The organism is Elusimicrobium sp., from assembly GCA_015062115.1.
GTDB lineage: Bacteria > Elusimicrobiota > Elusimicrobia > Elusimicrobiales > Elusimicrobiaceae > Avelusimicrobium.
In genome coordinates this window covers 90,473-111,715 of the sequence record SUVG01000007.1, presented here as the reverse complement: position 1 = coordinate 111,715, position 21,243 = coordinate 90,473, and the positions used below count along the sequence as shown (strand labels likewise).

Annotated in this window: 24 protein-coding genes and 1 pseudogene; 21 read left to right on the top strand and 4 right to left on the bottom strand. The window is 46.5% G+C overall.

The window, feature by feature from the left end:
- The coding region (locus E7027_06510) for a hypothetical protein (GenBank protein MBE6421755.1) at nt 1-192 on the bottom strand (192 nt) is incomplete at its 3' end.
- Nucleotides 189-1,691 (bottom strand): NAD(+) synthase, encoded by a 1,503-nt coding sequence (nadE, locus tag E7027_06505; GenBank protein ID MBE6421754.1) that lies wholly within the window; start codon nt 1,689-1,691, stop codon nt 189-191. The genes nadE and E7027_06510, both read right to left, overlap by 4 nt.
- A 115-nt stretch (nt 1,692-1,806) precedes the next feature.
- Between nadE and E7027_06500 the strand changes: the two genes are divergently transcribed.
- The 15 genes from E7027_06500 to E7027_06430 all read left to right on the top strand — a co-directional run bounded on the left by E7027_06500 (nt 1,807) and on the right by E7027_06430 (nt 15,418).
- The gene (locus tag E7027_06500) at nt 1,807-2,322 is read left to right on the top strand and encodes a hypothetical protein (GenBank protein ID MBE6421753.1); all 516 of its coding nucleotides are present in this window, start codon (nt 1,807-1,809) and stop codon (nt 2,320-2,322) included.
- Between the two features lie 33 nt (nt 2,323-2,355).
- The gene (locus E7027_06495) at nt 2,356-2,826 is read left to right on the top strand and encodes a hypothetical protein (GenBank protein ID MBE6421752.1); all 471 of its coding nucleotides are present in this window, start codon (nt 2,356-2,358) and stop codon (nt 2,824-2,826) included.
- 193 nt (nt 2,827-3,019) lie between these two features.
- Nucleotides 3,020-4,066 carry a 30S ribosomal protein S2 gene (rpsB, locus tag E7027_06490; protein ID MBE6421751.1) on the top strand — a complete coding sequence of 349 codons (1,047 nt, stop codon included), beginning with the start codon at nt 3,020-3,022 and terminating at the stop codon, nt 4,064-4,066.
- Nucleotides 4,067-4,143: 77 nt separating this feature from the next.
- The gene (gene tsf / locus E7027_06485; GenBank protein MBE6421750.1) at nt 4,144-4,965 is read left to right on the top strand and encodes a translation elongation factor Ts; all 822 of its coding nucleotides are present in this window, start codon (nt 4,144-4,146) and stop codon (nt 4,963-4,965) included.
- Nucleotides 4,966-5,091: 126 nt separating this feature from the next.
- Complete coding sequence (locus tag E7027_06480) at nt 5,092-5,820, top strand: UMP kinase (GenBank protein ID MBE6421749.1); 729 nt, start codon at nt 5,092-5,094, stop codon at nt 5,818-5,820.
- A gap of 1 nt (nt 5,821) precedes the next feature.
- Nucleotides 5,822-6,421: a hypothetical protein gene (locus tag E7027_06475; GenBank protein ID MBE6421748.1), complete on the top strand. Its 600-nt coding sequence runs from the start codon at nt 5,822-5,824 to the stop codon at nt 6,419-6,421.
- A gap of 157 nt (nt 6,422-6,578) precedes the next feature.
- Nucleotides 6,579-7,271 (top strand): hypothetical protein, encoded by a 693-nt coding sequence (locus E7027_06470; protein ID MBE6421747.1) that lies wholly within the window; start codon nt 6,579-6,581, stop codon nt 7,269-7,271.
- A gap of 45 nt (nt 7,272-7,316) precedes the next feature.
- Nucleotides 7,317-7,880, top strand: coding sequence for a ribosome recycling factor (locus E7027_06465; protein MBE6421746.1), 564 nt, complete (start codon nt 7,317-7,319; stop codon nt 7,878-7,880).
- 98 nt (nt 7,881-7,978) lie between these two features.
- Nucleotides 7,979-8,677, top strand: coding sequence for an isoprenyl transferase (locus E7027_06460; protein ID MBE6421745.1), 699 nt, complete (start codon nt 7,979-7,981; stop codon nt 8,675-8,677).
- Nucleotides 8,677-9,387 carry a DNA alkylation repair protein gene (locus E7027_06455; GenBank protein MBE6421744.1) on the top strand — a complete coding sequence of 237 codons (711 nt, stop codon included), beginning with the start codon at nt 8,677-8,679 and terminating at the stop codon, nt 9,385-9,387. Before E7027_06460 ends, E7027_06455 begins: the two co-directional genes overlap by 1 nt.
- Before the next feature lie 69 nt (nt 9,388-9,456).
- Nucleotides 9,457-10,275, top strand: a complete 819-nt coding sequence (locus E7027_06450; protein ID MBE6421743.1) for a phosphatidate cytidylyltransferase — start codon at nt 9,457-9,459, stop codon at nt 10,273-10,275.
- On the top strand, nt 10,272-11,471 hold the full coding sequence (locus tag E7027_06445; GenBank protein ID MBE6421742.1) for a 1-deoxy-D-xylulose-5-phosphate reductoisomerase: 1,200 nt from the start codon (nt 10,272-10,274) through the stop codon (nt 11,469-11,471). Before E7027_06450 ends, E7027_06445 begins: the two co-directional genes overlap by 4 nt.
- Before the next feature lie 9 nt (nt 11,472-11,480).
- Nucleotides 11,481-12,611, top strand: coding sequence for a site-2 protease family protein (locus tag E7027_06440; GenBank protein ID MBE6421741.1), 1,131 nt, complete (start codon nt 11,481-11,483; stop codon nt 12,609-12,611).
- Nucleotides 12,598-13,680, top strand: coding sequence for a flavodoxin-dependent (E)-4-hydroxy-3-methylbut-2-enyl-diphosphate synthase (ispG, locus tag E7027_06435; GenBank protein ID MBE6421740.1), 1,083 nt, complete (start codon nt 12,598-12,600; stop codon nt 13,678-13,680). The genes E7027_06440 and ispG overlap by 14 nt, the downstream gene beginning before the upstream one ends.
- A 13-nt stretch (nt 13,681-13,693) precedes the next feature.
- On the top strand, nt 13,694-15,418 hold the full coding sequence (locus E7027_06430; GenBank protein ID MBE6421739.1) for a proline--tRNA ligase: 1,725 nt from the start codon (nt 13,694-13,696) through the stop codon (nt 15,416-15,418).
- 61 nt (nt 15,419-15,479) lie between these two features.
- On the opposite strand, the gene E7027_06425 is transcribed toward E7027_06430, so the two are convergent.
- Both E7027_06425 and E7027_06420 read right to left on the bottom strand, forming a co-directional pair.
- On the bottom strand, nt 15,480-15,956 hold the full coding sequence (locus tag E7027_06425; protein MBE6421738.1) for a prepilin-type N-terminal cleavage/methylation domain-containing protein: 477 nt from the start codon (nt 15,954-15,956) through the stop codon (nt 15,480-15,482).
- 520 nt (nt 15,957-16,476) lie between these two features.
- Nucleotides 16,477-16,605 (bottom strand): annotated as a pseudogene (locus E7027_06420) (prepilin-type N-terminal cleavage/methylation domain-containing protein).
- A 117-nt stretch (nt 16,606-16,722) separates the two neighbouring features.
- On the opposite strand from E7027_06420, the gene rbfA reads away from it, so the two are divergent.
- From rbfA to E7027_06390, 6 genes are read left to right on the top strand one after another with little or no spacing between them, the layout of a single operon-like run.
- On the top strand, nt 16,723-17,082 hold the full coding sequence (gene rbfA, locus E7027_06415) for a 30S ribosome-binding factor RbfA (GenBank protein ID MBE6421737.1): 360 nt from the start codon (nt 16,723-16,725) through the stop codon (nt 17,080-17,082).
- Nucleotides 17,072-18,067 carry a bifunctional oligoribonuclease/PAP phosphatase NrnA gene (locus tag E7027_06410; GenBank protein MBE6421736.1) on the top strand — a complete coding sequence of 332 codons (996 nt, stop codon included), beginning with the start codon at nt 17,072-17,074 and terminating at the stop codon, nt 18,065-18,067. The genes rbfA and E7027_06410 overlap by 11 nt, the downstream gene beginning before the upstream one ends.
- Nucleotides 18,021-18,758, top strand: coding sequence for a tRNA pseudouridine(55) synthase TruB (truB, locus tag E7027_06405; protein ID MBE6421735.1), 738 nt, complete (start codon nt 18,021-18,023; stop codon nt 18,756-18,758). Before E7027_06410 ends, truB begins: the two co-directional genes overlap by 47 nt.
- On the top strand, nt 18,758-19,663 hold the full coding sequence (gene ribF, locus E7027_06400) for a riboflavin biosynthesis protein RibF (GenBank protein MBE6421734.1): 906 nt from the start codon (nt 18,758-18,760) through the stop codon (nt 19,661-19,663). Before truB ends, ribF begins: the two co-directional genes overlap by 1 nt.
- Nucleotides 19,664-19,702: 39 nt before the next feature.
- Nucleotides 19,703-20,464 carry a glycosyltransferase family 2 protein gene (locus tag E7027_06395; protein MBE6421733.1) on the top strand — a complete coding sequence of 254 codons (762 nt, stop codon included), beginning with the start codon at nt 19,703-19,705 and terminating at the stop codon, nt 20,462-20,464.
- Nucleotides 20,443-21,219: a hypothetical protein gene (locus E7027_06390; GenBank protein MBE6421732.1), complete on the top strand. Its 777-nt coding sequence runs from the start codon at nt 20,443-20,445 to the stop codon at nt 21,217-21,219. The genes E7027_06395 and E7027_06390 overlap by 22 nt, the downstream gene beginning before the upstream one ends.
- Nucleotides 21,220-21,243 lie beyond the last annotated feature (24 nt).

Below are 21,243 nucleotides of genomic sequence, written 5' to 3'. Positions count from 1 at the left end.
GAATTTTTCTGCAGGGAATAACCGGTAAGCCCACAAATTATCAAAGGCTTCCGGTTCCGGGGTAACATCTATCCAGGAAAATTCCCCGTCCTCGCTTACGCGCATATTTCGCGGGCCTAAAAATAAGGTATCGGCCGCAACAACCGGTAAAAAAACATTTATTAAAAACAGGAACAAAAGTGTTTTTTTCATAGGTTAATTTTTTTAATAATGGGACGAAGTACCGCCGAAAAAGGGCGCACGGTAACTTGCAACACGGGCGAGGTCTGGCGGCGTTTTAAGTCCGCTTGGTTTACGCGGGTTAATATATCCGTTACCATGCCTGGTTTGACGCGAAATTTTTTTGTAATTTCTTCCGCCGTTAAATTATCTTCCAAGTAAGCACGCAAAATTTTATCCAACACGGAGTAGGGCGGAAGGGTGTCTTCATCTTTTTGGTTGGGCGATAATTCCGAAGTGGGCGCACGATCAATAATACCCTGGGGGATAATTTCTTCTTCCCTATTTATATATTCCGCCAATTCATAAATTTCGGTTTTATACAAATCGCCGAGCGGTTGTAAATTTCCGCCCGAATCACCGTAAAGCACCATGGAGCCCACGGCATTTTCGCTTTTGTCGTCCGTGGAAATAAGCATGGCATTATATTCGGCGGCCAACGCCCCGAGAACGGCCGTACGCAGGCGGGATTGCAATTCCTGCTGGGTTACTTCTTTGGGTTTGGAAACAATATGTTCAAACACCTCGTTCGTTTTTTCAAGAACAGGGTTTACCCCGACTTCTTCTAAATTAACACCTAAATTGAGGGCTAATTGTCCGGCCAGGGTTTTGCTCAAATCGCTTGTGCAGAAAGAAGGCAAAGAAACACAGTGCACACTTTCCCCGCCCAAAGCACGGGCCGCCAACACAGCCGTAACGGCGGAATCAATCCCGCCGCTTAACCCAAACACCACTTTATCAAAACCGCTTTTATGGGCATAATCTTGCACACCGAAAGTCAACGCGGAAAGAAGTTCCCCCTTCTCCTCTTTTTTGTAGATAATAGGCGTATATTTTCCGTCCGTATCAAAAGTCAACACCTGTTCGCGGAACAGTTCCCCCAACAAAACAAGTGTACCTTTCTTATCTGCTACAGCAGTAAGCCCGTCAAAAATCATTCCGTCCCCGCCGCCTAACAAATTACACAGGCAGGAAGGCACCGCATACTTTTTGGCAAATTTTTTAAGGGCATCTAAGCGCGTGGTAATGTTTCCTTTTATATAAGGGCGGGCAAGCAGGAAAAGGACTGTGTCGGCGTCCGGGTCGGGCTGAAAGTCTTGCGGGTCGGTCAGGGTAATTTGAATATTTTTCCCGTTTAAGGAAATAAGTTCCGAATCAAAAATCTTGGTAATTTTTCCTTTATATATATAAGCGGCAGCGGTGGTATGGGCTTTTCCATCTTTTTCCAGATATCCCAGCACGCATGGAGTATTTTTGATTTCCTTGGCAATTTCTTTCAAGGTAACAGCGTTCTGCGTTTGAAGACATTTATCATCAAACAAATCAAACAGAGGGCAACCGCACAAGGCCGCTTCCGGGAACACAAACAAATCTGCCTGCGGGGCCGGGGCACGCAAAAGTTCTACTATTTTGCGGCCGTTGCCGCTTATATCCGCAGAAAGCGGATTAAAAGAAACCAAGTTGATTTTCATAAATTACCTCTGTTTTTATTCTAGCAATTTTTATTTCTTTTTTTATTCCCCTAATCTTGCGGAAAATTGCTAAAATAAAGCATAAACTTAAACTATTTTGGAGGAATTGTAAGAAATGAAAAAATTACTCGCAGTTGTAGTCTTGTTTTTGGCAACGCTTCCGGCTGCGGCCGAAACGGCTGTTTTTAAGCTTTCGTTGTGGGATCATTTGGCTTTAGCCACTCCCGCAAACACGCAAGATGTAACAGGCGTAGATTTTGGTATTATGTCCAACACGGCTACCGTTACCGGTGTTCAGTTAGATTTGTTAATCGCGCAAACGCAATACGAACTCAAAGGTCTCAGCTCGGCTTGGATTGTTAGCATGGTTGGTGAAACTTACGGTGCCCAAGCGGCCCTGCTTACCAAAACCGAAAAACTGACAGGAGCCCAGTTGGGTGTTGTCAACATGGTGGAAAACAGCGGCACGGGTGTTCAATGGGGTTTCTTTAACAAAGCCGAATTTATCCATGGGGCCCAATTAGGTTTTGTCAACTATGCCCGTACGATTGAAGGATTGCAAATCGGTTTAATCAACATTGCCGAAAACGGTTGGTTCCCGGCCATGGTTTTTGTGAACGGACGCTTTTAGTAGGTATAGAAGTAAATAAAAGGAGAAATATACATGAAAAAACTAGCAGTGTTATTAGCCTTTGTGCTCTGCGCCGCGCCGGCTTTTGCTGAAAGCGGTATTGTAAAACTCTCTTTGTGGGGTAAAAGATTGGCTATCGCCGCTCCGGCGAACACCCAACACATTACCGGGTTGGAACTCGGTATCGGTTCGGATACTGATTACCTGGCCGGTGTTCAGTTGGACTATGTGTACGGTAAGGCCGGCGAAGTGAAAGGGGTACAAAGTGCTCTTCTTTCCCGCTCCAACAAATTGACCGGTGCGCAATTGGCCGCTATCAACTTATCCGAAGGATATTTGAAAGGCGCCCAACTCGGTTTCTATAACCAAGCCGAAAGTTTGACCGGTGTACAGTTGGGTTTCGTGAACAATGTAAAAAACATTCACGGGTTGCAAATCGGTTTGGTAAACATTGCCAAAAACGGTTGGTTCCCGGTAATGGTACTTGTAAACGGCCGCTTCTAATTTATTTAGAAACACATGAACCGCGTACCACTAGGTGCGCGGTTTTTTTATTTATGGTATAATATATCAGGTGTAAATTGAGCGGGAGAGCGAAAAAAGTTCGTAAATCCAAGCCTGTCCCGACGACACCAACGGCCAAAGCCACCCGGGTAACCTCTACCCAAATTTAGGCGGCGGCCACAGGAGAATAAAAATGAGCAATGTATCTATGAAAGCCATGCTGGAAGCCGGCGTGCACTTCGGTCACCAAACTTCCCGCTGGAACCCCAAAATGGGTCGCTTTATCTTCGGTGAAAGAAACGGCGTCCATATCTTAGACTTACAAAAAACCGCCAAAGAACTTAAAAAAGCCTGCGCTTTTATTAAAGAAGAAAGCAAAAAAGGTTCCAAATTTTTGTTCGTCGGTACCAAAAAACAAGCCCAAGAAGCCATCCAAGCAGAAGCCGCCCGCTGCGGTGCCTACTGCATCCATGAAAAATGGTTGGGCGGTACGCTTACCAACTTCCAAACCGTAAAAAAATCTGTCGAAAGACTTAACGAATTGGAAAAATGGGAAGCCTCCGGCGTGTTCAAAGCCATCTCCAAAAAAGAAGCCAGCAGACTCGGTAAAGAAATGTTGCGCTTGCAAAAATTATTGGGTGGCATCCGCGATATGAAAGTATTGCCCGATGTGGTTTTTGTAATCGACCCGGTTGATACCGCCGGTGCTGTGCGCGAATCTTACGCGCTCGGAATCCCGGTAGTAGCCGTGTGCGATACCAATGCCGACCCCGATATGATTAGCGTTCCGGTTCCCGGTAACGACGACGCCGCGCGCTCCATTAAACTTTTCTGCGCCGCTATCGCCGATTCCATTTTGGAAGGTAAAGCCGAATTGGAAGCCGTAAAAACCGCCGAAGCCGCTCCCGCCGACAACCCGGTAATGGCCCAAGCTTTTGAAACTGCCATGTTGGCCGCTGAAAAAGCCGAAGAAGCCAAAGAAGAAGTTGCCGCCGAAGAAGTAAAAGCGGAAGAAGTGAAAGCGGAAGAACCTGCTAAAGAAGAAGTAGTGGTAGAAGAAGTAAAAGAAGAAGTAGTAGCCGAAGAAGTAAAAGCGGAAGAAAAACCCGCCAAAAAACCGGCCGCTAAAAAAAGAACCACTACCAAAAAAACCACGGCTACCAAAACCAAAAAAACCGTAAAAGCCAAAGCTGAAAAAGCCGAAGAAGTTACGGAAGAAAAAGCCGAAGAAGCCAAATAAATTTGCTTCAGGGGAGGTTCCCGCCTTAAAACGGGGACTTCCCGCCAGTTTTACCTTCACTTAAATAGGAGAAACAAATGTCTTTAGCCGAAGATATTAAAGTTTTAAGAGAAAAAACCGGGGCTGGTTTGATGGACTGCAAAAAAGCCCTGATGGAAAACAACAACGATATGGAACAAGCCATCGTGTTCTTACGCAAAAAAGGTTTGGCCGATATGGCTAAACGCTCCGACCGCGCCACCAAAGAAGGCCGCGTCAGCGTAAAAACCGACGGTAAAAACTATGCCATGGCCTACTTGGGTTGCGAAACCGACTTCGTAGCCAAAACCGATGCCTTCATTCAACTCGCCGAAGACTTGGCCCAATATGTATTGGAACACCCCGGCGTAAACTACAATGAAGACGAATTCATCAAAGGCCAAATCACGGAAAAAGCCCCCAAATTCGGGGAAAATACCACCTTCAAAGGGGCCTACAACTGGGCCCCGGCCGAAGGTTCTGTGATGGCGTACTATGTTCACTCCGACAATAAAAAAGCCTCTTTGTTGGAACTCGCCGCTTCCGGCGCCTCCGACTTGGAAGCCGTAAAAGAAATTGCCCGCGGGCTTGCCATGCACACCGTAGGTATGCAAAGCAGCTGGATCAAAGCCGAAGATATTCCGCAAGAAGTAATCGACAAAGAATTGGATATCTACAAAACCCAGGCTTTGAACGAAGGCAAACCGGAAGCCGCCATTGAAAAAATGTTGCCCGGTAAAGTTAAAAAATTCGCCAAAGAAAACTGCCTGTTGGAACAAGGCACCATTAAAGACAACAAAGTTACCGTTGCCGATTATTTGGCCGAAGAATCTAAAAAACTCGGTTGTGAACTCAAAGTTGTACGCTTCGTTCGCTTCTAGTTTTAGAGCCCCTCACAAGAGGGGCTTTTTTTTGTGCCTGTGTGCCACCGCGCAAGCAGAAGAAAAAGCCACTCGTTTTGTGGTAAAATAACTTAAATATACTTTTGCTAAAGAAGGAGATTACCCATGCCTGCCACCTGCCTGCAACCTAAAAAGAAAAGAGTATTATTAAAACTTTCCGGAGAAGCCTTGATTAACGAAGGCCAACGCGGAATCAACCCTCAAGCCCTTAAAGAAATCGCCGAAGAAATTGCAGACGCTTACAAAAAAAGCTGCTGTGAGTTAACCATTGTTATCGGCGGCGGAAATGTGTGGCGCGGCGTGCGCGACGGCGGCGGGGTAATCGACCGGGTAAACTCGGACAGTATGGGTATGCTTGCCACTGTCATCAATGCAATAGCCTTGCAATCTGCCATTGAAGAAGCCGGCGTACCTACCCGCGTGCTTACCTCTATCAACATTTATCAACTGGCCGAACCCTTTGTGCGCCGCAAGGCCTTGCGCCATTTGGAAAAAGGACGCATTGTTATTTTTGCGGGCGGTACGGGAAACCCCTTCTTTACAACCGATAGTGCCGCCGCGTTGCGTGCCTCGGAAATCAATGCAGATGTCCTGTTAAAAGCCACGCAAGTGGACGGCGTGTACGACAGCGACCCGCGCAAAAACCCCGATGCCAAACTCATCAGCCGCATTACCTATGCGGAAGCCATTTCCAAACAACTCCAATTTATGGATACCGCCGCCTTGGCCCTGTGTTTGGAAAATAAAGTACCCGTACAGGTATTCAACTTGCACAAAAAAGGGAATATTCAAAAAGCCCTCTGCGGGGAAGAAGTAGGTACTGTCATTTATTAATATGAACAATATAAGTGCCACTACTTCGTTATGGGTAGGGCTTTGGCTTGCAATTGCCACGGTGTATTTTATTTATCATTATTTCAAAAAACCGAAAAAATCACGCCCTAAAATGGATAAACTATTGAATCATTCTAAGCAAGATTCTACCCACGAGCAAGGGCCGGACGGTTTCCCTATTCCCCCGTCGGGTATGTATTTGCACGATAAATACGCACAGCCTTCCGTAAACGCCGAACAAAACCCTTCTCACGTGGTTACTATTAATAAATTTTTATTGTATGCTACGAGTTTATTTTGTGCCGGATATGTGGTGGCATTTTTTGCGTGTCTTACGCCTTCGCAAAATACAGTATTATTTTTGATAGGGGTAGGACTCTTCTTGATACACGCGTGCTTTCCCGCGAATTGGGTACGAAAAAACTTTCCCATCACCCTGGGCATTTCGTTTTTTTTGGTGCTAGTTTGTTTTACCCTCGGCACCGAAATCTATGATATAGAATTTGAAAGAAGAACAAAACTGATTTCCGTTTTTACACAATTATATATGGTTAGTTTTGCCGCTTTAAGGTTGAAATATAAGATTTCTTCCGCTAAATAACTAACGCTAAACAAGTTTGGCAAAAAATAAATATCGCCTTCTTGCTACGGAAGTTACCCAATAGTTTTTCTTTCTGCTCTTTTTAGCGGGCGGCTTTTTTTCACTGCTTTTGCTTGGCATTTTTATTTTGTCGTCAAATACTAAAAAATCTATCCCTATGAAAAAACTTATTTTTTTATTTGTGTTGTTTTCCCTAACTGCTTGCCAAATGCAACAGTCGGAAACCGTTTTGGCCGAGGTTGCCTTGCCCGAAAACGCCCCAATCCAAACGCCCGCTGTATCCCTTCCTTTATGGGAAGATACTTCATGCGAGCAATTACCCTTGCCGGAGAACACCCACCCGAATCTTTTCTGCAAAAAAACGCAAGAGGCTTTTTGTTCGTTCTTTGAAAACGGACACCCTTATTACGGGGAACAAGAAACCGAAACAGGTAAAGTGGCCTATCTTACCAACAAGTGGGGCTCATCCGTAACGGTTACCGTTTACGACAAAACAAACCGCCCGCTGACCGAACGGTACTACGCTTACGGGCAGATGAAACGCGCCGCCAATTTTGAATACGAAAAAGACCTCATCAGCCGTATTTGGTGGGACGAAAACCAAACGCGTCTGTATCAAACCAATACGGGCGGGCGCACCCTAAACAAATTCTACTTTTCTCCCCAAGGAACTTTTATCCAATATCCCGACGGAAACGACATGGGCGAAATAACCGGTAGTTGGACAAAAGACGGAAATAAAATTTATTTGGAAGGAACCTTTCTCTACGAACTCCCTATCCAAAATACAGCGCCCGACCTTTGCCAGATTTTTGACGGTTCTTGTGCCACAAATGACAGCACGAAATAGAATTGCTATAATTTAGAAAATACATTAAAAACGAGGTTTTATTTTATGGAAGGCATCACTAATTTGCTTAACAAATCCAAAACTCAAATGGGCGAACATGTAGCCCGCTTAGAACGCGACTTGGCTACCATTCGCACCGGCCGTGCCAGTGCAGGGCTCTTGGAAAATATCCGTGTAGACTACTATGGCACCCCCACCCCCATCAAACAAATGGCGATGATTAACATTTTAGATGCCAAAACCTTGGAAGTGCAGCCGTGGGATATCAGCTCCTTAAACGATATCGACAAAGCCCTTCAAAAAGCCGATCTCGGTGCCAGCCCGGTTAACGACGGTAAAGTAATCCGCATCACCTTGCCTTCCATGACCGAAGACCGCCGCAAACAACTGGCTAAAAACATTTCCAAAATGAGTGAAGATTTCAAAGTGGCCGTTCGCAACGAACGCCGCGATGTATTGGAAAAATGCAAAAAAGCCCAAAAAGCCGGCGAAATTACCGAAGATGACTTGAAACGCTACGAAGCCGATGTGCAAAAAGCCACCGACGCGCACATTGCCCAAATTGAACAAGTCATTAAAAACAAAGAAGCCGAAATTATGAAAATCTAAGTTTTTGCTTGCAATAAAAAACCCCCGATTCCTCGGGGGTTTTTCTTTTTTGTGCAACCTCTTTTCATTTTTTTAACTAAAAAAGATAAAATATAGATATGTCTAACCAAAGTAAAAATACTACACCCCGCCATGTGGCAATTATTATGGACGGTAACGGCCGTTGGGCCAAAAACCGCCTGTTGCCGCGTTTGGCCGGGCATAACGCAGGAGCAAAAGCCGTAGAACGCACCTTGCAGGCTGCCCAAAAAGCAGGGGTGGAATTTTTAACCTTATATGCTTTTTCCACTGAGAATTGGGCCCGTCCACAGGAAGAAATAGACGGCCTTATGAAACTTTTGGAACAGACGCTGGATAAATATACCCAAGAAGCCAAAAAACACCGTGTGCGCCTGTGGGTAAGCGGAGAACGGGAAAAATTACCGCCCGCTATTTTGGCTAAAATTGACGAGGCCGTTTCTTCCACCTCCAATAACACGGGCTTGACGCTTAACCTGGCACTCAACTATGGGGCCCGGCAGGAAATTGCCCACGCCGTTAACCGTTTGCTTATGCAAGGGAAAACCCAAATCACTCCGGCCGATATCCAAGCAAACCTTTACCAACCCGCATTACCCGACCCGGAACTGATTATCCGCACCTCAGGAGAAGAACGCCTTTCCAACTTTTTGTTGTGGCAAGCGGCCTATAGTGAATTTTATTTTACACCTGTCCTGTGGCCGGACTTTGACGAAACGGAATTCCAAAAAGCTCTGACAGCCTATCAAACCCGCACCCGCCGATTCGGAGGAATCTAATGGATCCGGTTACCCGTTCCCGTGCGGCTGAGATATTGGCCCGCATAGAGAGAAATTCCTCCCCCTCCTTCAAAAAACAGATGAAGGCGCGTTTTGGCATCAACACCCAGTACGCCGTCGGCACACCCGTTACCACCCTGCGCCTGTTACTAAAAGCAATTCCCTGCCCGGATCAGGACTTGGCCGAAGCCCTTTGGCAAACCGGTGTACACGAAGCCCGCATCTTGGCCTCCATGGTGGCAGACCCCAAACAAATGACCCGCGAGAAATTGGACGCTTGGGTAAAAGAATTAAACTCTTGGGATATCTGCGATTTGTGTTGCCAAAATTTATTTTCCAAAGTAAAAAATCCCGCCAAATTGGCTGAACGTTGGATTAAAAAGGAAGACGAATACACCCGCCGCGCCGGGTTTGCCGTTCTCTGTTTTTTAGCATCACCCCGCGCTAAAACTACTGACGAAGATTTAATCAAATTTCTACCCCTCGTCAAAAATCATGCCGCCGACCCGCGCCCCATGGTTTACAAAGCCGTTAATTGGGCGTTGCGCAATATCGGCAAAAAAAATTCGAAACTTACCCCCCATGCCCTTACCTGTGCGGAAGAAATTTTGTACCTCTACGAGGACAATAAAACTGCTCAATGGGTAGCCAAAAATGCACTTTGGGAACTCAATACCCCCAAAATAAAAGCACTCATAGCCAAACGCTAAATTTCCCACCGTTTCCCTTTAGGCGTTTTAGTCGCGCACGCGCGTACGGAAATATAGTAAAATAAAGATATGCTATTACCTAGAATACTAACTGCCCTGATTGGGATTCCCGTTGTTATCGCCGCCATCCATTTTGGCGGTATCGTTTACATGACTTTTGTGGGTTGTGTAATCTTGCTTTGCCTGTACGAATACGGCCTAGCGTTAACCGCCGGTAAAAAACCCGTGCATCTGGTAAGCCTGATGCTGTTTGGGTTGTTAATGGCCGTTGTCGCCATTTTGGGCCGTGCTACCATGCCGGGTTTGGAACTCCCGGACAACTTATATCCCTTCACTATCAGTGTGGTTATCTTCGGGGTGCTTTTGTTTGAAGTTCTTACCCCCAAACGCTCGTGGGAACGCGTGTGCAACACTTTCACCGGTATCTTCCTGATTCCGTGGGCTTTAGCACACATGATCAATATCCGGGATATTGCCACCTACGGCGAATACTTAACGCTTTTTATGATTATCACGGTGTGGGTGTCCGATACCGGGGCCTACTTCAGCGGACGCTTCTTTGGGAAACACAAATTAAACAAAGAAGTCAGCCCCAAAAAAACATGGGAAGGTGCCATCGGCGGTACTTTGCTGGCCGTGGGCGGTGCGGTGCTGATGCGTAACTTGTTTCTTTCCACCCTTTTCTCCGTACAGGAAGCCATTTGGATGGGGCTTTTGGTAGCGGTAGTAGGCCAAGTATCCGACTTGGCCGAATCGGTGCTTAAACGCTCTTGCGGTGTGAAAGATTCTTCCAATCTTCTGCCGGGGCACGGCGGTTTCTTAGACCGTTTCGACTCCTACCTCTTGTTGGCGCCGTTATTCTATTATGTGGTGCTTTACACTTTATGAAAAATTTAGTCATTTTAGGTTCCACCGGTTCTATCGGCACTTCCGCGCTTGATGTTGTAGCCCGCCTAGGTACGGACTACAAAGTCCTCGCGCTTTCCGCCAACAACAACACGGAACTTTTTCTTAAACAACTCCATGCCTTTAAGCCGCGCTTTGCCGCGGTATTAAATCCGGAAAGTTACGAAAAAATCAAAGATCAAATTCCCGCCGAAACGCGCCTTTTGCCGCCGGAAATCGACAGTCTTTGCTTTATGGCTTCTTTACCGACGGCCGATTTGGTAGTCAGCGGGGTAGTAGGTGCCGTAGGCTTTCAGCCGTTAGTAGCGGCCATTAAAGCCGGCAAAGTAATTGCCCTTGCCAACAAAGAACCCATGGTGATGGCCGGTAAAACCCTTATGACCGAGTGCGACCGCTGGGAAGCGGCCATTATCCCCGTAGATAGCGAACCTTCCGCCATTTTCCAATGTTTAAGCGGTATTGCCGATGAATACGGCTACCACAAAATTGAAGACCAAATTTCCAAAGTATTTTTAACCGCGTCCGGCGGGCCTTTTGCCAAACGCCAGGGCTCTCTTTCCACCGTTACACCGCAAGAAGCCCTTAACCACCCGCGTTGGAAAATGGGTAAAAAAATTACGATTGACTCCTCTACCCTCATGAACAAAGGGTTTGAAGCCATCGAAATTATGAACCTGTTTAACCTGCCCGAAGAAAAAGTGCAAATTGTGATTCACCCGCAGTCTATCGTGCACTCGGCTGTGGAATTTCACGACGGGGCTATTTTGGCGCAAATGGGCGAACCCGATATGCGTGTACCAATTCAGTACGCAATCACTTACCCGCAACGCTTGCCCGGCCCCGTGAAAAAATTAAATCTTTTTGAAGCGGCTAAACTGGAATTTTTCGAGCCGGACTTAACCCGCTTTCCGTGCTTGGACTTGGCCCTTTCCGCAGCCCGCAAGGGTGGCATTTTACCTGCCGTTTTAAGCGCGGCGGACGAAGTGGCCGTAGATGCATTTTTGAAAGAAAAAATCCAATTTACCGATATTCAAAAACTCATCTATACGGTGTTAAAAGCCGCTCCGCAAACCTCGGGAGTAGCCACCATTAACCAAGCCTTAGAGGCAGATGCTTGGGCACGCGAAGCGGCCAATGCTTCCTTGGCAGACAAAACCTATACCCAAGCCATTATTTAGGAGAAACAAATGTTTTTAACCGTACTTGCCGTACTCATCGTACTGAGCCCGATTGTAATTATCCACGAGTTCGGGCACTACATTGCCTGCCGATTAACCGGAATCCGCGTAAAAGAATTTTCGTTTGGTTTCGGTAAAATTTTGTGGCACAAAAAAGTGGGCTACACGGATTATCAAATTCGCCTTATTCCGTTTGGCGGGTTTGTGGAGCCGGCCGGCCCCATGTTCCACCCCGAAGGTGCCGAGGAAGCCCCCAAACCTTACGAGTTTGCCGCCAAACCTTGGTATTCCAAGTTTTTCATGGTGGTAAACGGCGCCTTGTTTAACTATTTGCTCGCGGCACTTATTTTCGGCGTGCTTATTTACATCAAAGGTATGCCGGAAACGGACGTTACCAAAATCCCGGCGGTGGTGGGAACCGTGGCCGAAGGTTACCCGGTGGAAAAACTGGATATGAAACCCGGCGACTTAATTTTATCCGTAAACGGAAAAGCAATTTCCCATTGGAAAGACCTGACCGACACCTTGGCCGCCCGTCAAGAAAAAGATGTAACCCTTACTTATAAACGGGGAGAAGAAACCCTTTCCGCTACGGTAAAAAACGATGATTTCAACCCCAAATATCCCAATACCTTGGGTATTACGGTAGAGGCCGTTTACAACCCCGTAGCTTGGTGGGAAGCGGCAGGGTTGGGGTTCTACCAATGTTATTATTGGACGAAAATGTCCCTTTCCTCTTTGGCGGAAAGTTTCACCAAAAAGAAAGCCCCCGAACTCGCCGGCCCGATTGGCATTGTAAATGTAATTCACCAATCGGTACACCGAAGTTTGCTCGATTTTGTGTTTTTAATTGCCCTGCTTTCCGTAGCCGTGGGTATGTTCAATTTATTCCCTATCCCGATATTGGACGGAGGCTACGCACTTGTTTATTTATGGGAAGGGCTGACCAAAAAATTGCCGACCGAAAAAACCCTTAATATTGCGGTAAATATCGGTATGTATATTTTAATTTTGCTCGTTATTTATGCGTCTTATTCCGATATAAAACGCATCTTCTTCAAACCCAAAACCGCCGCCGTGGAAACTACCCCGGCCCCGGAAATTTCAGCCGAAGCGGAGAAAGCAAATGTACAAGACTAGAGAAGTAAAAGTAGGCCCTTACACCTTGGGAACCGGCCACCCCGTGCGCGTGCAAAGTATGTGTAATACCGACACTCGCGACGCCGAAAAAACGGCGGCGCAAATCAATTTGTTAGATGCCGCCGGTTGCGAAATCAACCGCGTGGCCGTGCCCGATATGCAAGCCGCCCAAACCATTGGAGAAATTAAAAAACGCATTTCTTCCCCCCTCGTGGCCGATATCCATTTTGATTATAAACTGGCTTTGGAAGCCATCAAACAAGGCGTAGATAAAGTGCGCATCAACCCCGGCAATATCGGCGCTGTGGAAAACACCAAAGAAGTGGTAAAAGCCGCCGCGGATAAAGGGGTTGCTATTCGCATCGGGGTAAATGCAGGTAGCGTAAAATACCTTAAAAGCGTACAGGGCCGCATGGAACTTTCCGACGAAAAATGGGCCGAAGTAATGGTAAATGAAGCCCTGGAACAAGCCAACATTTTGGAACAATTAAATTTCAAAAATGTAGTGGTTTCCTTAAAATCGGATAATTTCAAACGCACCGTTCTGGCCAATGAACTCTTTGCCAAGCAAAGCGATATTCCGCTCCATATCGGCTTAACGGAAGCGGGCAGTTTTTTAAGCGGTGCGGTAAAAAGTTCTGTTGCGTTGGGAACGCTTCTTCAAAAAGGAATCGGCGCCACGATTCGCGTTTCGCTGACAGAAGACCCGCGCCTGCAAGTGCGTACCGCGTACGAAATTTTGAAAGCCTTGGGCTTACGCGAATACGGGCCGAATTTAATTTCCTGTCCCACCTGCGGCCGCACACAAGTAGATGTAACGGGTACGGTACACGCCTTGGAAGAACGCATTTACGCGGACAAAGACCTGCTTGCCAAAGCCACCGGGCTTAAAATTGCCGTGATGGGTTGTGTGGTAAACGGCCCGGGCGAAGCACGCGATGCTGATTTTGGTATTGCCGGCGGCGTAGGCGAAGGTCTTTACTTTGAACACGGCCAAACCATGTTCAAACTCCCCCAAGAAAAATGGGTAGATTTTTTAATTGATAAAATTAACACTTGGAAAAAATAAGGAAAAACTAAAAATGAAACTATCGAATTACTATATTCCCACCCTTAAAGAAGCACCGAAAGATGCCGATACCCTTTCCGCTAAACTGATGATTCGCGCGGGGCTTATCCGCAAACTGGCTAGCGGGCTTTATGAATGGCTGCCGCTCGGCCTTAAAGTTCTTAAAAAAGTAGAAAATATTGTGCGCGAGGAAATGGATAAAGCCGGTGCGTGCGAAGTGTGGTTACCCGTCGTGCAACCCAAAGAACTGTGGGAACAAAGCGGCCGTTGGACTTTCTACGGCAAAGAACTTTTGCGCTTTGCCGACCGCAAAGATGCCGAGTTCTGCATCGCCCCTACCGCCGAAGAAGTCATCACCGATTTAGTGAAAAAAGATGTTTCCTCTTACAAGCAACTTCCCGTGTGTCTTTATCAGTTCGGCACCAAATTCCGCGATGAAATCCGCCCCCGCTTTGGCGTAATGCGTGCCCGCGAATTTTACATGAAAGACGCCTATTCTTTCGCCGCGACGGACGAATCTGCCAGTGAGTGGTACCAAAAAATGTACGATGCCTATCAACGCATTTTTACGCGCTGTGGGTTTGAATTTAAGGCGGTAGAGGCCGACACGGGTTCTATCGGCGGTAATTTCTCGCACGAATTTATGGTACTTGCCGAAACGGGCGAAGATGCCATTGCCAACTGCCCCGCCTGCGGTTATGCCGCCAATACGGAAAAGGCCGAAATTCAAGCCCCGGCGGAAGAAGTTATTAACGAGGCCGACCTCCTGCCCATGGAAAACCGCACCACCCCCAAAGCCTACACCGTGGAAGATGTGGCCAAAATGTTAAATGTTCCCACCTCTAAACTAATTAAACTGCTCGTGTTTGTGGCGGACGAAAAACCGGTAGTGGCTTTGGTACGCGGCGACCACGAATTAAACGAATTTAAATTCAAAGCCCTTCTTAAATGCACTACGCTCGAAAAAGCCAGCGAAGAAGTGTATACCCAAGTAACGGGTTCCTTCGTCGGGTTTGCGGGCGCACAAGGCTTAAAAGAAAAGAACCCGAATGTAATGATTTATGCCGATAACTATGTGAAAAACATTGTAAACGGCGTAGCCGGCGGAAACGAAAAAGACGTCCACACCGTCAATGTTACCCCCCGCCGCGACATTAAAGTAGATTTGTATGCCGACTTGAAAATGGCCTCCGCCGGCGATAAATGCGCCCGCTGCGGAGCCGAATTTTCTTTCACGCGCGGCATTGAAGCGGGACATGTGTTCAAACTGGGAACCAAGTACTCCGCCGCCATGGAAGCCAACTTCTTGGACGAAAAACAAACTTCCAAACCTATGATTATGGGTTGCTACGGAATCGGTATCAGCCGCGTGGTAGCCGCCGCTATCGAACAATCTCATGACGATAACGGCATCATCTGGCCGGCGCCGATGGCTCCGTTTGATGTGGCTTTGGTCGCCATTGATTACGATTCCAACCCCGAAGTAAAACAACACACAGACGAAATCTGCGCCAAATTGGAAGGCGCGGGCTTATCCGTGTTGCTAGATGACCGCGATGAACGCCCCGGTGTGAAATTCAAAGATATGGACTTAATCGGTCTGCCCCACCGCTTGGTAGTCAGCAGCCGCACCGTAAAAGACGGTCAATGCGAATACAAAAAACGCTCGGAAAAAGATGCCGTCCGTTGGAACCTGGCAGAAGCCGTTGAAAACTTGCTGAAAGCCGCCGGCAAATAAAAGATATAACATAATACCCCCGGGTTTAAGAGCCCGGGGGTATTTTTTTTGATAACAAAAATTAGAGGAGTCCGGTATTTTGAAATTCTTGGCACAAGGCCGCCGAAATTTTATTGGCGGTAGGATAGGCGTAGCAAATAACTTTGTCCATATTATCGGAGTTCACGCTAAAATAATACTCTGTACCCAATCCGCCGTTGCCGTTTACCCGTTGGGCAACCGCAATTTCCGTTGCTCCGGTACCTTGGCAACTATAGGCAAAATCTTTCGTTCGGTATCGGTGCTGACCGCTATAAGCGATCGTAGAAGATTTAGGGAATTGCAAATCTAAGGTTTCCATTTCCTCAAAAGAGGCATAGCGTCCGTTGGACATATAAAAAATTTTTTGGGCTTCTACAATCTTTTTCACTAAGATAAGGGCCTCCGTCATGCGAGATTTTTCTACCGCTTTTTGATATTGAGGCAGAGCCACCGCAGATAAAATACCGATAATAAGAACAACTACCAACAGTTCAACCAAAGTAAACCCTTTATTCATAAAATTCCTCTAAAGTTTAGTTTTTTTTATTCTAATAAATTTTTGACTTTTTTGGAAATGAAAAATATAAAACAAAAAACCCGGGAGAAACTCTCCCGGGCAAATAAGAGGAAAAAACAACTTATTTAATCATACCGCCGGCGTTGCCGTTAGCAATGTTTTTGCAGATGGCAGGGGCACCGGAGGTGGCATCAGCAGTCAATACAGCGGTAGCAGGGGCTGCCGTGCATTGGCGGCGAATGGTACCATTAGAGTCAATGGACAAGTTAATAGAGTATTCGTTGTCCGCGCTGGTGGTAGCCGTACCGTTGTTGGCGCGTTGAGCGGTAGCCAAGAAGGTAGTGTTAGTAGCCGTGGTGCTGGCAGGAATAACAATTTTAATGATGAAGTTCTTTGTGGTAATGGTGTTAGTGGCAGTGCTGCTAACGCCGGGCAACTGCAAGTCCAACACGCTCAAATCACCGGTGTATACACCTTGGCTCATTTTGTAGATTTGTTCGGCAGTAGACAAGTTACCAAGCAAGGTCAAGGCTTCGGTCGCGCGGGATTTTTCTACCGCTTTGGTATACTGCGGCAAAGCAGTAGCAGACAAGATACCGATAATGAGTACCACTACCAGCAATTCGATGAGGGTAAACCCTTTGTTCATAAGTGTATCTCCTTTTGATGAATATAAAGAAATGTCCTACCCTTATAATATAGTTTAGTTTTTATTTTTTTTCAAGTAATTTCTGGCAAGCGTTCCCAAAATGGTATAATAAGTATTATGATAGATAGAATCAAACGCTTAGAAACCCTTTTTTTGGAAGAAATCAACACCATCATCACCAAAATGGCCGCCAATGGCGATTTTGGCGGGTTCGTTACCATTACCGCGGTGCGCATCAGCAAGGATTTGGCCAACGCTAAAGTATATTTTTCCGTGTTCGGCAGCCCCGAAGACCGCAAAAAAACGCAAGAGTCTTTGTCTTTGTTGCGCAAAGAAATCGGTGCACAATTACGCGGACGCCTGCACTTAAAACGTATTCCTTCTTTTAGTTTTGAATATGACGACACACCGGAAAAAGCCTCCCGTGTAGAAGCCATTTTTCAAGTAATCGAAAAGGAACACGAAAATGAAAAATAGAGAAGAAAGTTTAGCCCGCGTGTGGGAAGCCCTCCGCGCCGGAAAAAAATTTTTTATTGCCGGGCACTTAAACCCGGACGGTGATTCCTTGGGTTGCACGCTGGCGATGACTTCTCTTTTGGAACGCCTGGGAAAAACCGTTTACGCTTATGCCGCCCCGGCAGTAGGGAACGATTTGAAATTCTTACCGGGTTTGGAAAAAATCCATGTAGATATCCTTCCCGAAAATCCGGATTTTGATACCGTCCTTTTACTGGAATGTTCCGACCGCCAACGCGGCGGCGATTTGGAAAGTGTCCTTTCCAAGGCCAAAACGCTCATCAATGTGGATCACCACTTGGTAAGTGATGCTTACGGAACAGTCAACCACATAGATTCCAAAGCCTCTTCTACCGCAGAAATTATTTTCCAATTATTTGAAGCCTCCGGAGAGGAGAACCTGCTTCCTACCCAAGACGAAGCCACCTGCCTTTATACAGGCCTTGTAACCGATACGGGCCGTTTTGTTCACTCCAATACCACGGCAGAAGCCCTGCGGGTTGCTTCCGCTTTGGTAGCCTTGGGGGCAGATGTGGACCAAATCAACCGCGTGATTTATTTTACCAAGTCCTACATTGAACTGAAACTCTTGGGTCGCGCGCTTGAAAAAATGGAACTTCGTTTTGACAATAAATACAGCCAAATTATTTTAACCCGCCGCGATTTTGAAACCTTCGGTGCCACTTCTGCCCAAACGCAAGGTATCGTCAGCCAGCCCACCATGATTCCGGGCGTGGAAGTGTCGGCCCTTATCAAGGAAGAAGAAGATAAAGTTTCTATCAATCTCCGTTCCCGCGGGGCGGCAGATGTCAGCAAAATCGCCCAAACTTTCGGTGGCGGCGGCCATGCCCGCGCTGCCGGGTGCAAAGTAGTCGGTAAGCCGTTAGACGAAGTAGCCGATGAACTGGCTAAAGTGGTACATGATGTTGTCAAAAACCTGCACTGAACCCGCTAAAAGCGGCATTTTGCTTATCCGTAAACCGAAGGACTTTTCTTCGCACGATATTATTGCCATTTGCCGACGGGTCATGAAAACAAAAAAGATAGGCCACAGCGGAACCTTGGATCCCATGGCTACGGGACTGCTTATTTTGCTTATCGGGCGCGAAGCCACGCGCAAGCAAGACCAATTTCTAAAATTGGATAAAGTATATAGTGCCACCTTAACTTTGGGAGAAGAAACCGATTCCTGGGACGCTTACGGAGAAGTAATCCGCACCGCGCCCGTCCCCTCCCTTACGCAACCCCAACTGGAAGAAGCCGTTAAATCTCTCAGCGGTAAAATCCGCCAACCGATTCCCTTTTTCAGTGCCAAGCGCATCAACGGAAACCGTATGTACGAACTCGCCCGCAAGGGAGCAGAAATGGAACGGAAATACAACGAAGTAACGGTAGAGTGGTTGCGCGTACAGCTCGACAGCCCTTCCCAAATTTCTTTTACGGTTCGTTGTTCCTGCGGAACTTACGTGCGCTCCCTCGGGTATATGTTGGCCGAAAAATTGGGAACCGCAGGACATTTGACCGTTTTAACGCGCGAACAAATCGGCTCTTTTGAAGTGAAAGATGCCTTTGACGGGAATTTACTTAAAAATTGCGAAGCGGAAACCTTATATAACCGCTTATTACCGGTGATTTAATGAGAAAGGGAAATAAATTTATTACCATCGGCACTTTTGACGGCTTGCACGCCGGGCACCGTTTTTTATTTAACAGGCTGGAAACCCTGGCTGCCCAACATTTAATGAAGCCTCTTGCGCTTTACTTCCCCCTTCCGCCCAAAACGCTGTTAAGCACCCAACCGGAAATGACGGTGCTGTCCACCCCGCAAGAAAAACAAAAACTTTTTAGGGAGTTGGGCGTTCCCGCACAGGCCCTTGATTTTGAAGCGTGCCGTAATTTGTCTCCCGAAAAATTTTTTAACGAAGTCCTCCTAAAAAAATACCGCATGGGCGGGTTGCTCGTCGGGTTGGACTTTGCCTTCGGCAAAGATCGGGAAGGAAGTTTAGCCTTCTTGCGCGAAGAGTGCGCCAAAAGAAATATCCCTTTCGAAGTAGCCAATTTTTACCTGGCAGACGGCGAAAAAATATCCTCTTCCCTCATTCGCAAAACCTTGGCCCTGGGGGATATTCCCCAAGCAACCGAACTTTTGGCCCAATCGTATAAGTTGACGGGAACCGTTATCAAAGGTCACCAACTGGGGCGCAAACTGGGTTTCCCCACCGCCAATTTGGATACGGGCATCTACAAAATTCTTCCGCTGGGCGTATTTGCCGTAAAAGTGCGGGTAGGCAAAAAAATCTACGACGGGTTTTGTAATATCGGCTTTCGTCCCACGGTAAACCCTATTCACAACAAATTACCGCTTGTGGAAGTAAACATTTTTAATTTTAAGAAAAGCATCTACGGCAGAAAAATAACCGTTTTCTTCGCGGCTAAAATACGAAATGAAAGCAAATTTAACGGCCTTGATGCATTGGTGACCCAACTTAAAAAAGACCAAGAAAAAGCGCGCGAATTACTCAAGAATTTTCGGCTTATATAATTTTTTGGTTTTTATGAACCGAAATGATAAAATACCTCTATGAAAAAGCAACGGATTTCCCTTTTCATCATCACCCATAACGAAGAAGCCAACATCGCCAAGTGTATTTTAAGCGCAAGAGAATTAGTAAACGAAATTGTGGTTGTTGATTCTTTTTCTACGGACAAGACGGTGCAAATCTGTCGCGAGTTGGGCGCAAATATCTATACCCGTAAGTTTGAAGGATACACCAAAAAAAAGAATTTTGCCCTCTCTAAGGTATCCAGCCCTTGGGCCCTTTCTTTAGATGCCGACGAAACACTGACCCCCGAACTGGTAGAAGAAATCCGCCAAGCCGTGCAAGACGAAACCGTTGCCGGGTACAAACTCCCCCGAGCCAATTTCTTTTTGGGCAAACGCATGAAGTACAGCGGAATAGCCAAGGAGTATCTCTTACGCTTAGTACGCACTGAAAAAGCCGAGTTTCGCGGAGGACTTGTGCACGAAACCCTTTGCGTGCAAGGGAAGGTTAAAAAGTTAAAGAAAACTTTTAACCACCATTCCTATACCGACATGGAAGACTATTTTGTTAAGTTCAACAAGCATACTTCCCTTGCTGCCGAAACTATGTTCAAAAAAGGAAAAAAATGTAACCTTGCGGTGCTAATTTTGCGCATGCCGTTTGAGTTCTTGCGTCGGTATGTGTTGCGGCTTGGATTTTTGAACGGTGTGCGCGGGTTGATTTGGGCCACTTGTTCCACTTTTTACACTTTCGTCAAATATATTAAACTTTGGTTCTTATGGCAACGCAAACGCTTTTGATAATTTTATTGTCTTTAACGCTTTTGTTTGGACTGGCTACCTTAGCGTATTTGTTTTTCCGCAAGGGCAAACCTACCTTATTGATACTAGTGGTGGAAAAAATAGGAACCCCTGCCGAAAATTCCCGCTTAAAAGAAGAGTGGGTATCTGTTAAATCTCTCGAAAAAACCCTCAACACGCTTTGCAAAAAAGGTTTTTCCTTTGTTTCTTTAGCCGACCTAAAGGAAGGGCACAAACTCCCCCCGAAACCGGTTTTACTTGCTTTTATCGGGGGCTACCAGACCGTATTTACGGATATTTTCCCCCTCTTAAAAACCTGCCGAATTAAAGCATCGGTATTTCTTTCTCCGTCGTTTGTAGATACTTATAATGCCTGGCAATCCCCCGAGGACGAACCTTGGCAAAAGATGCTTACGGCCAAACAATTAAAAACCCTGCAAACAAGCCGCCTGATTTCCTTCGGGACGCTCCCCTTAAACGGTAAACCCTCTGCCGACCAAACTGCCGAAGAAGCCTGTTTTGAATTGACGGAAAGCGCTTTTCGGTTAAAAAATCTTTTGGGATTAAAGGCCGAAGCCTATGCTTGGAACGACACGGAAAAAGAAAATCTTTCCGCTATTCAAAACCGGAGCGAAATGCCTATTCTCTCCTTCCAAAAAGGCATCAATCCGCTACCTGAAAAAAAGGTATTCAAAACACTTCGCTTGGGCAAAAACCCGCTTTTTACCCGTTTTCAAATTTTCAAGCAACGCTAATTTTATTATTAACGAACAAACAAA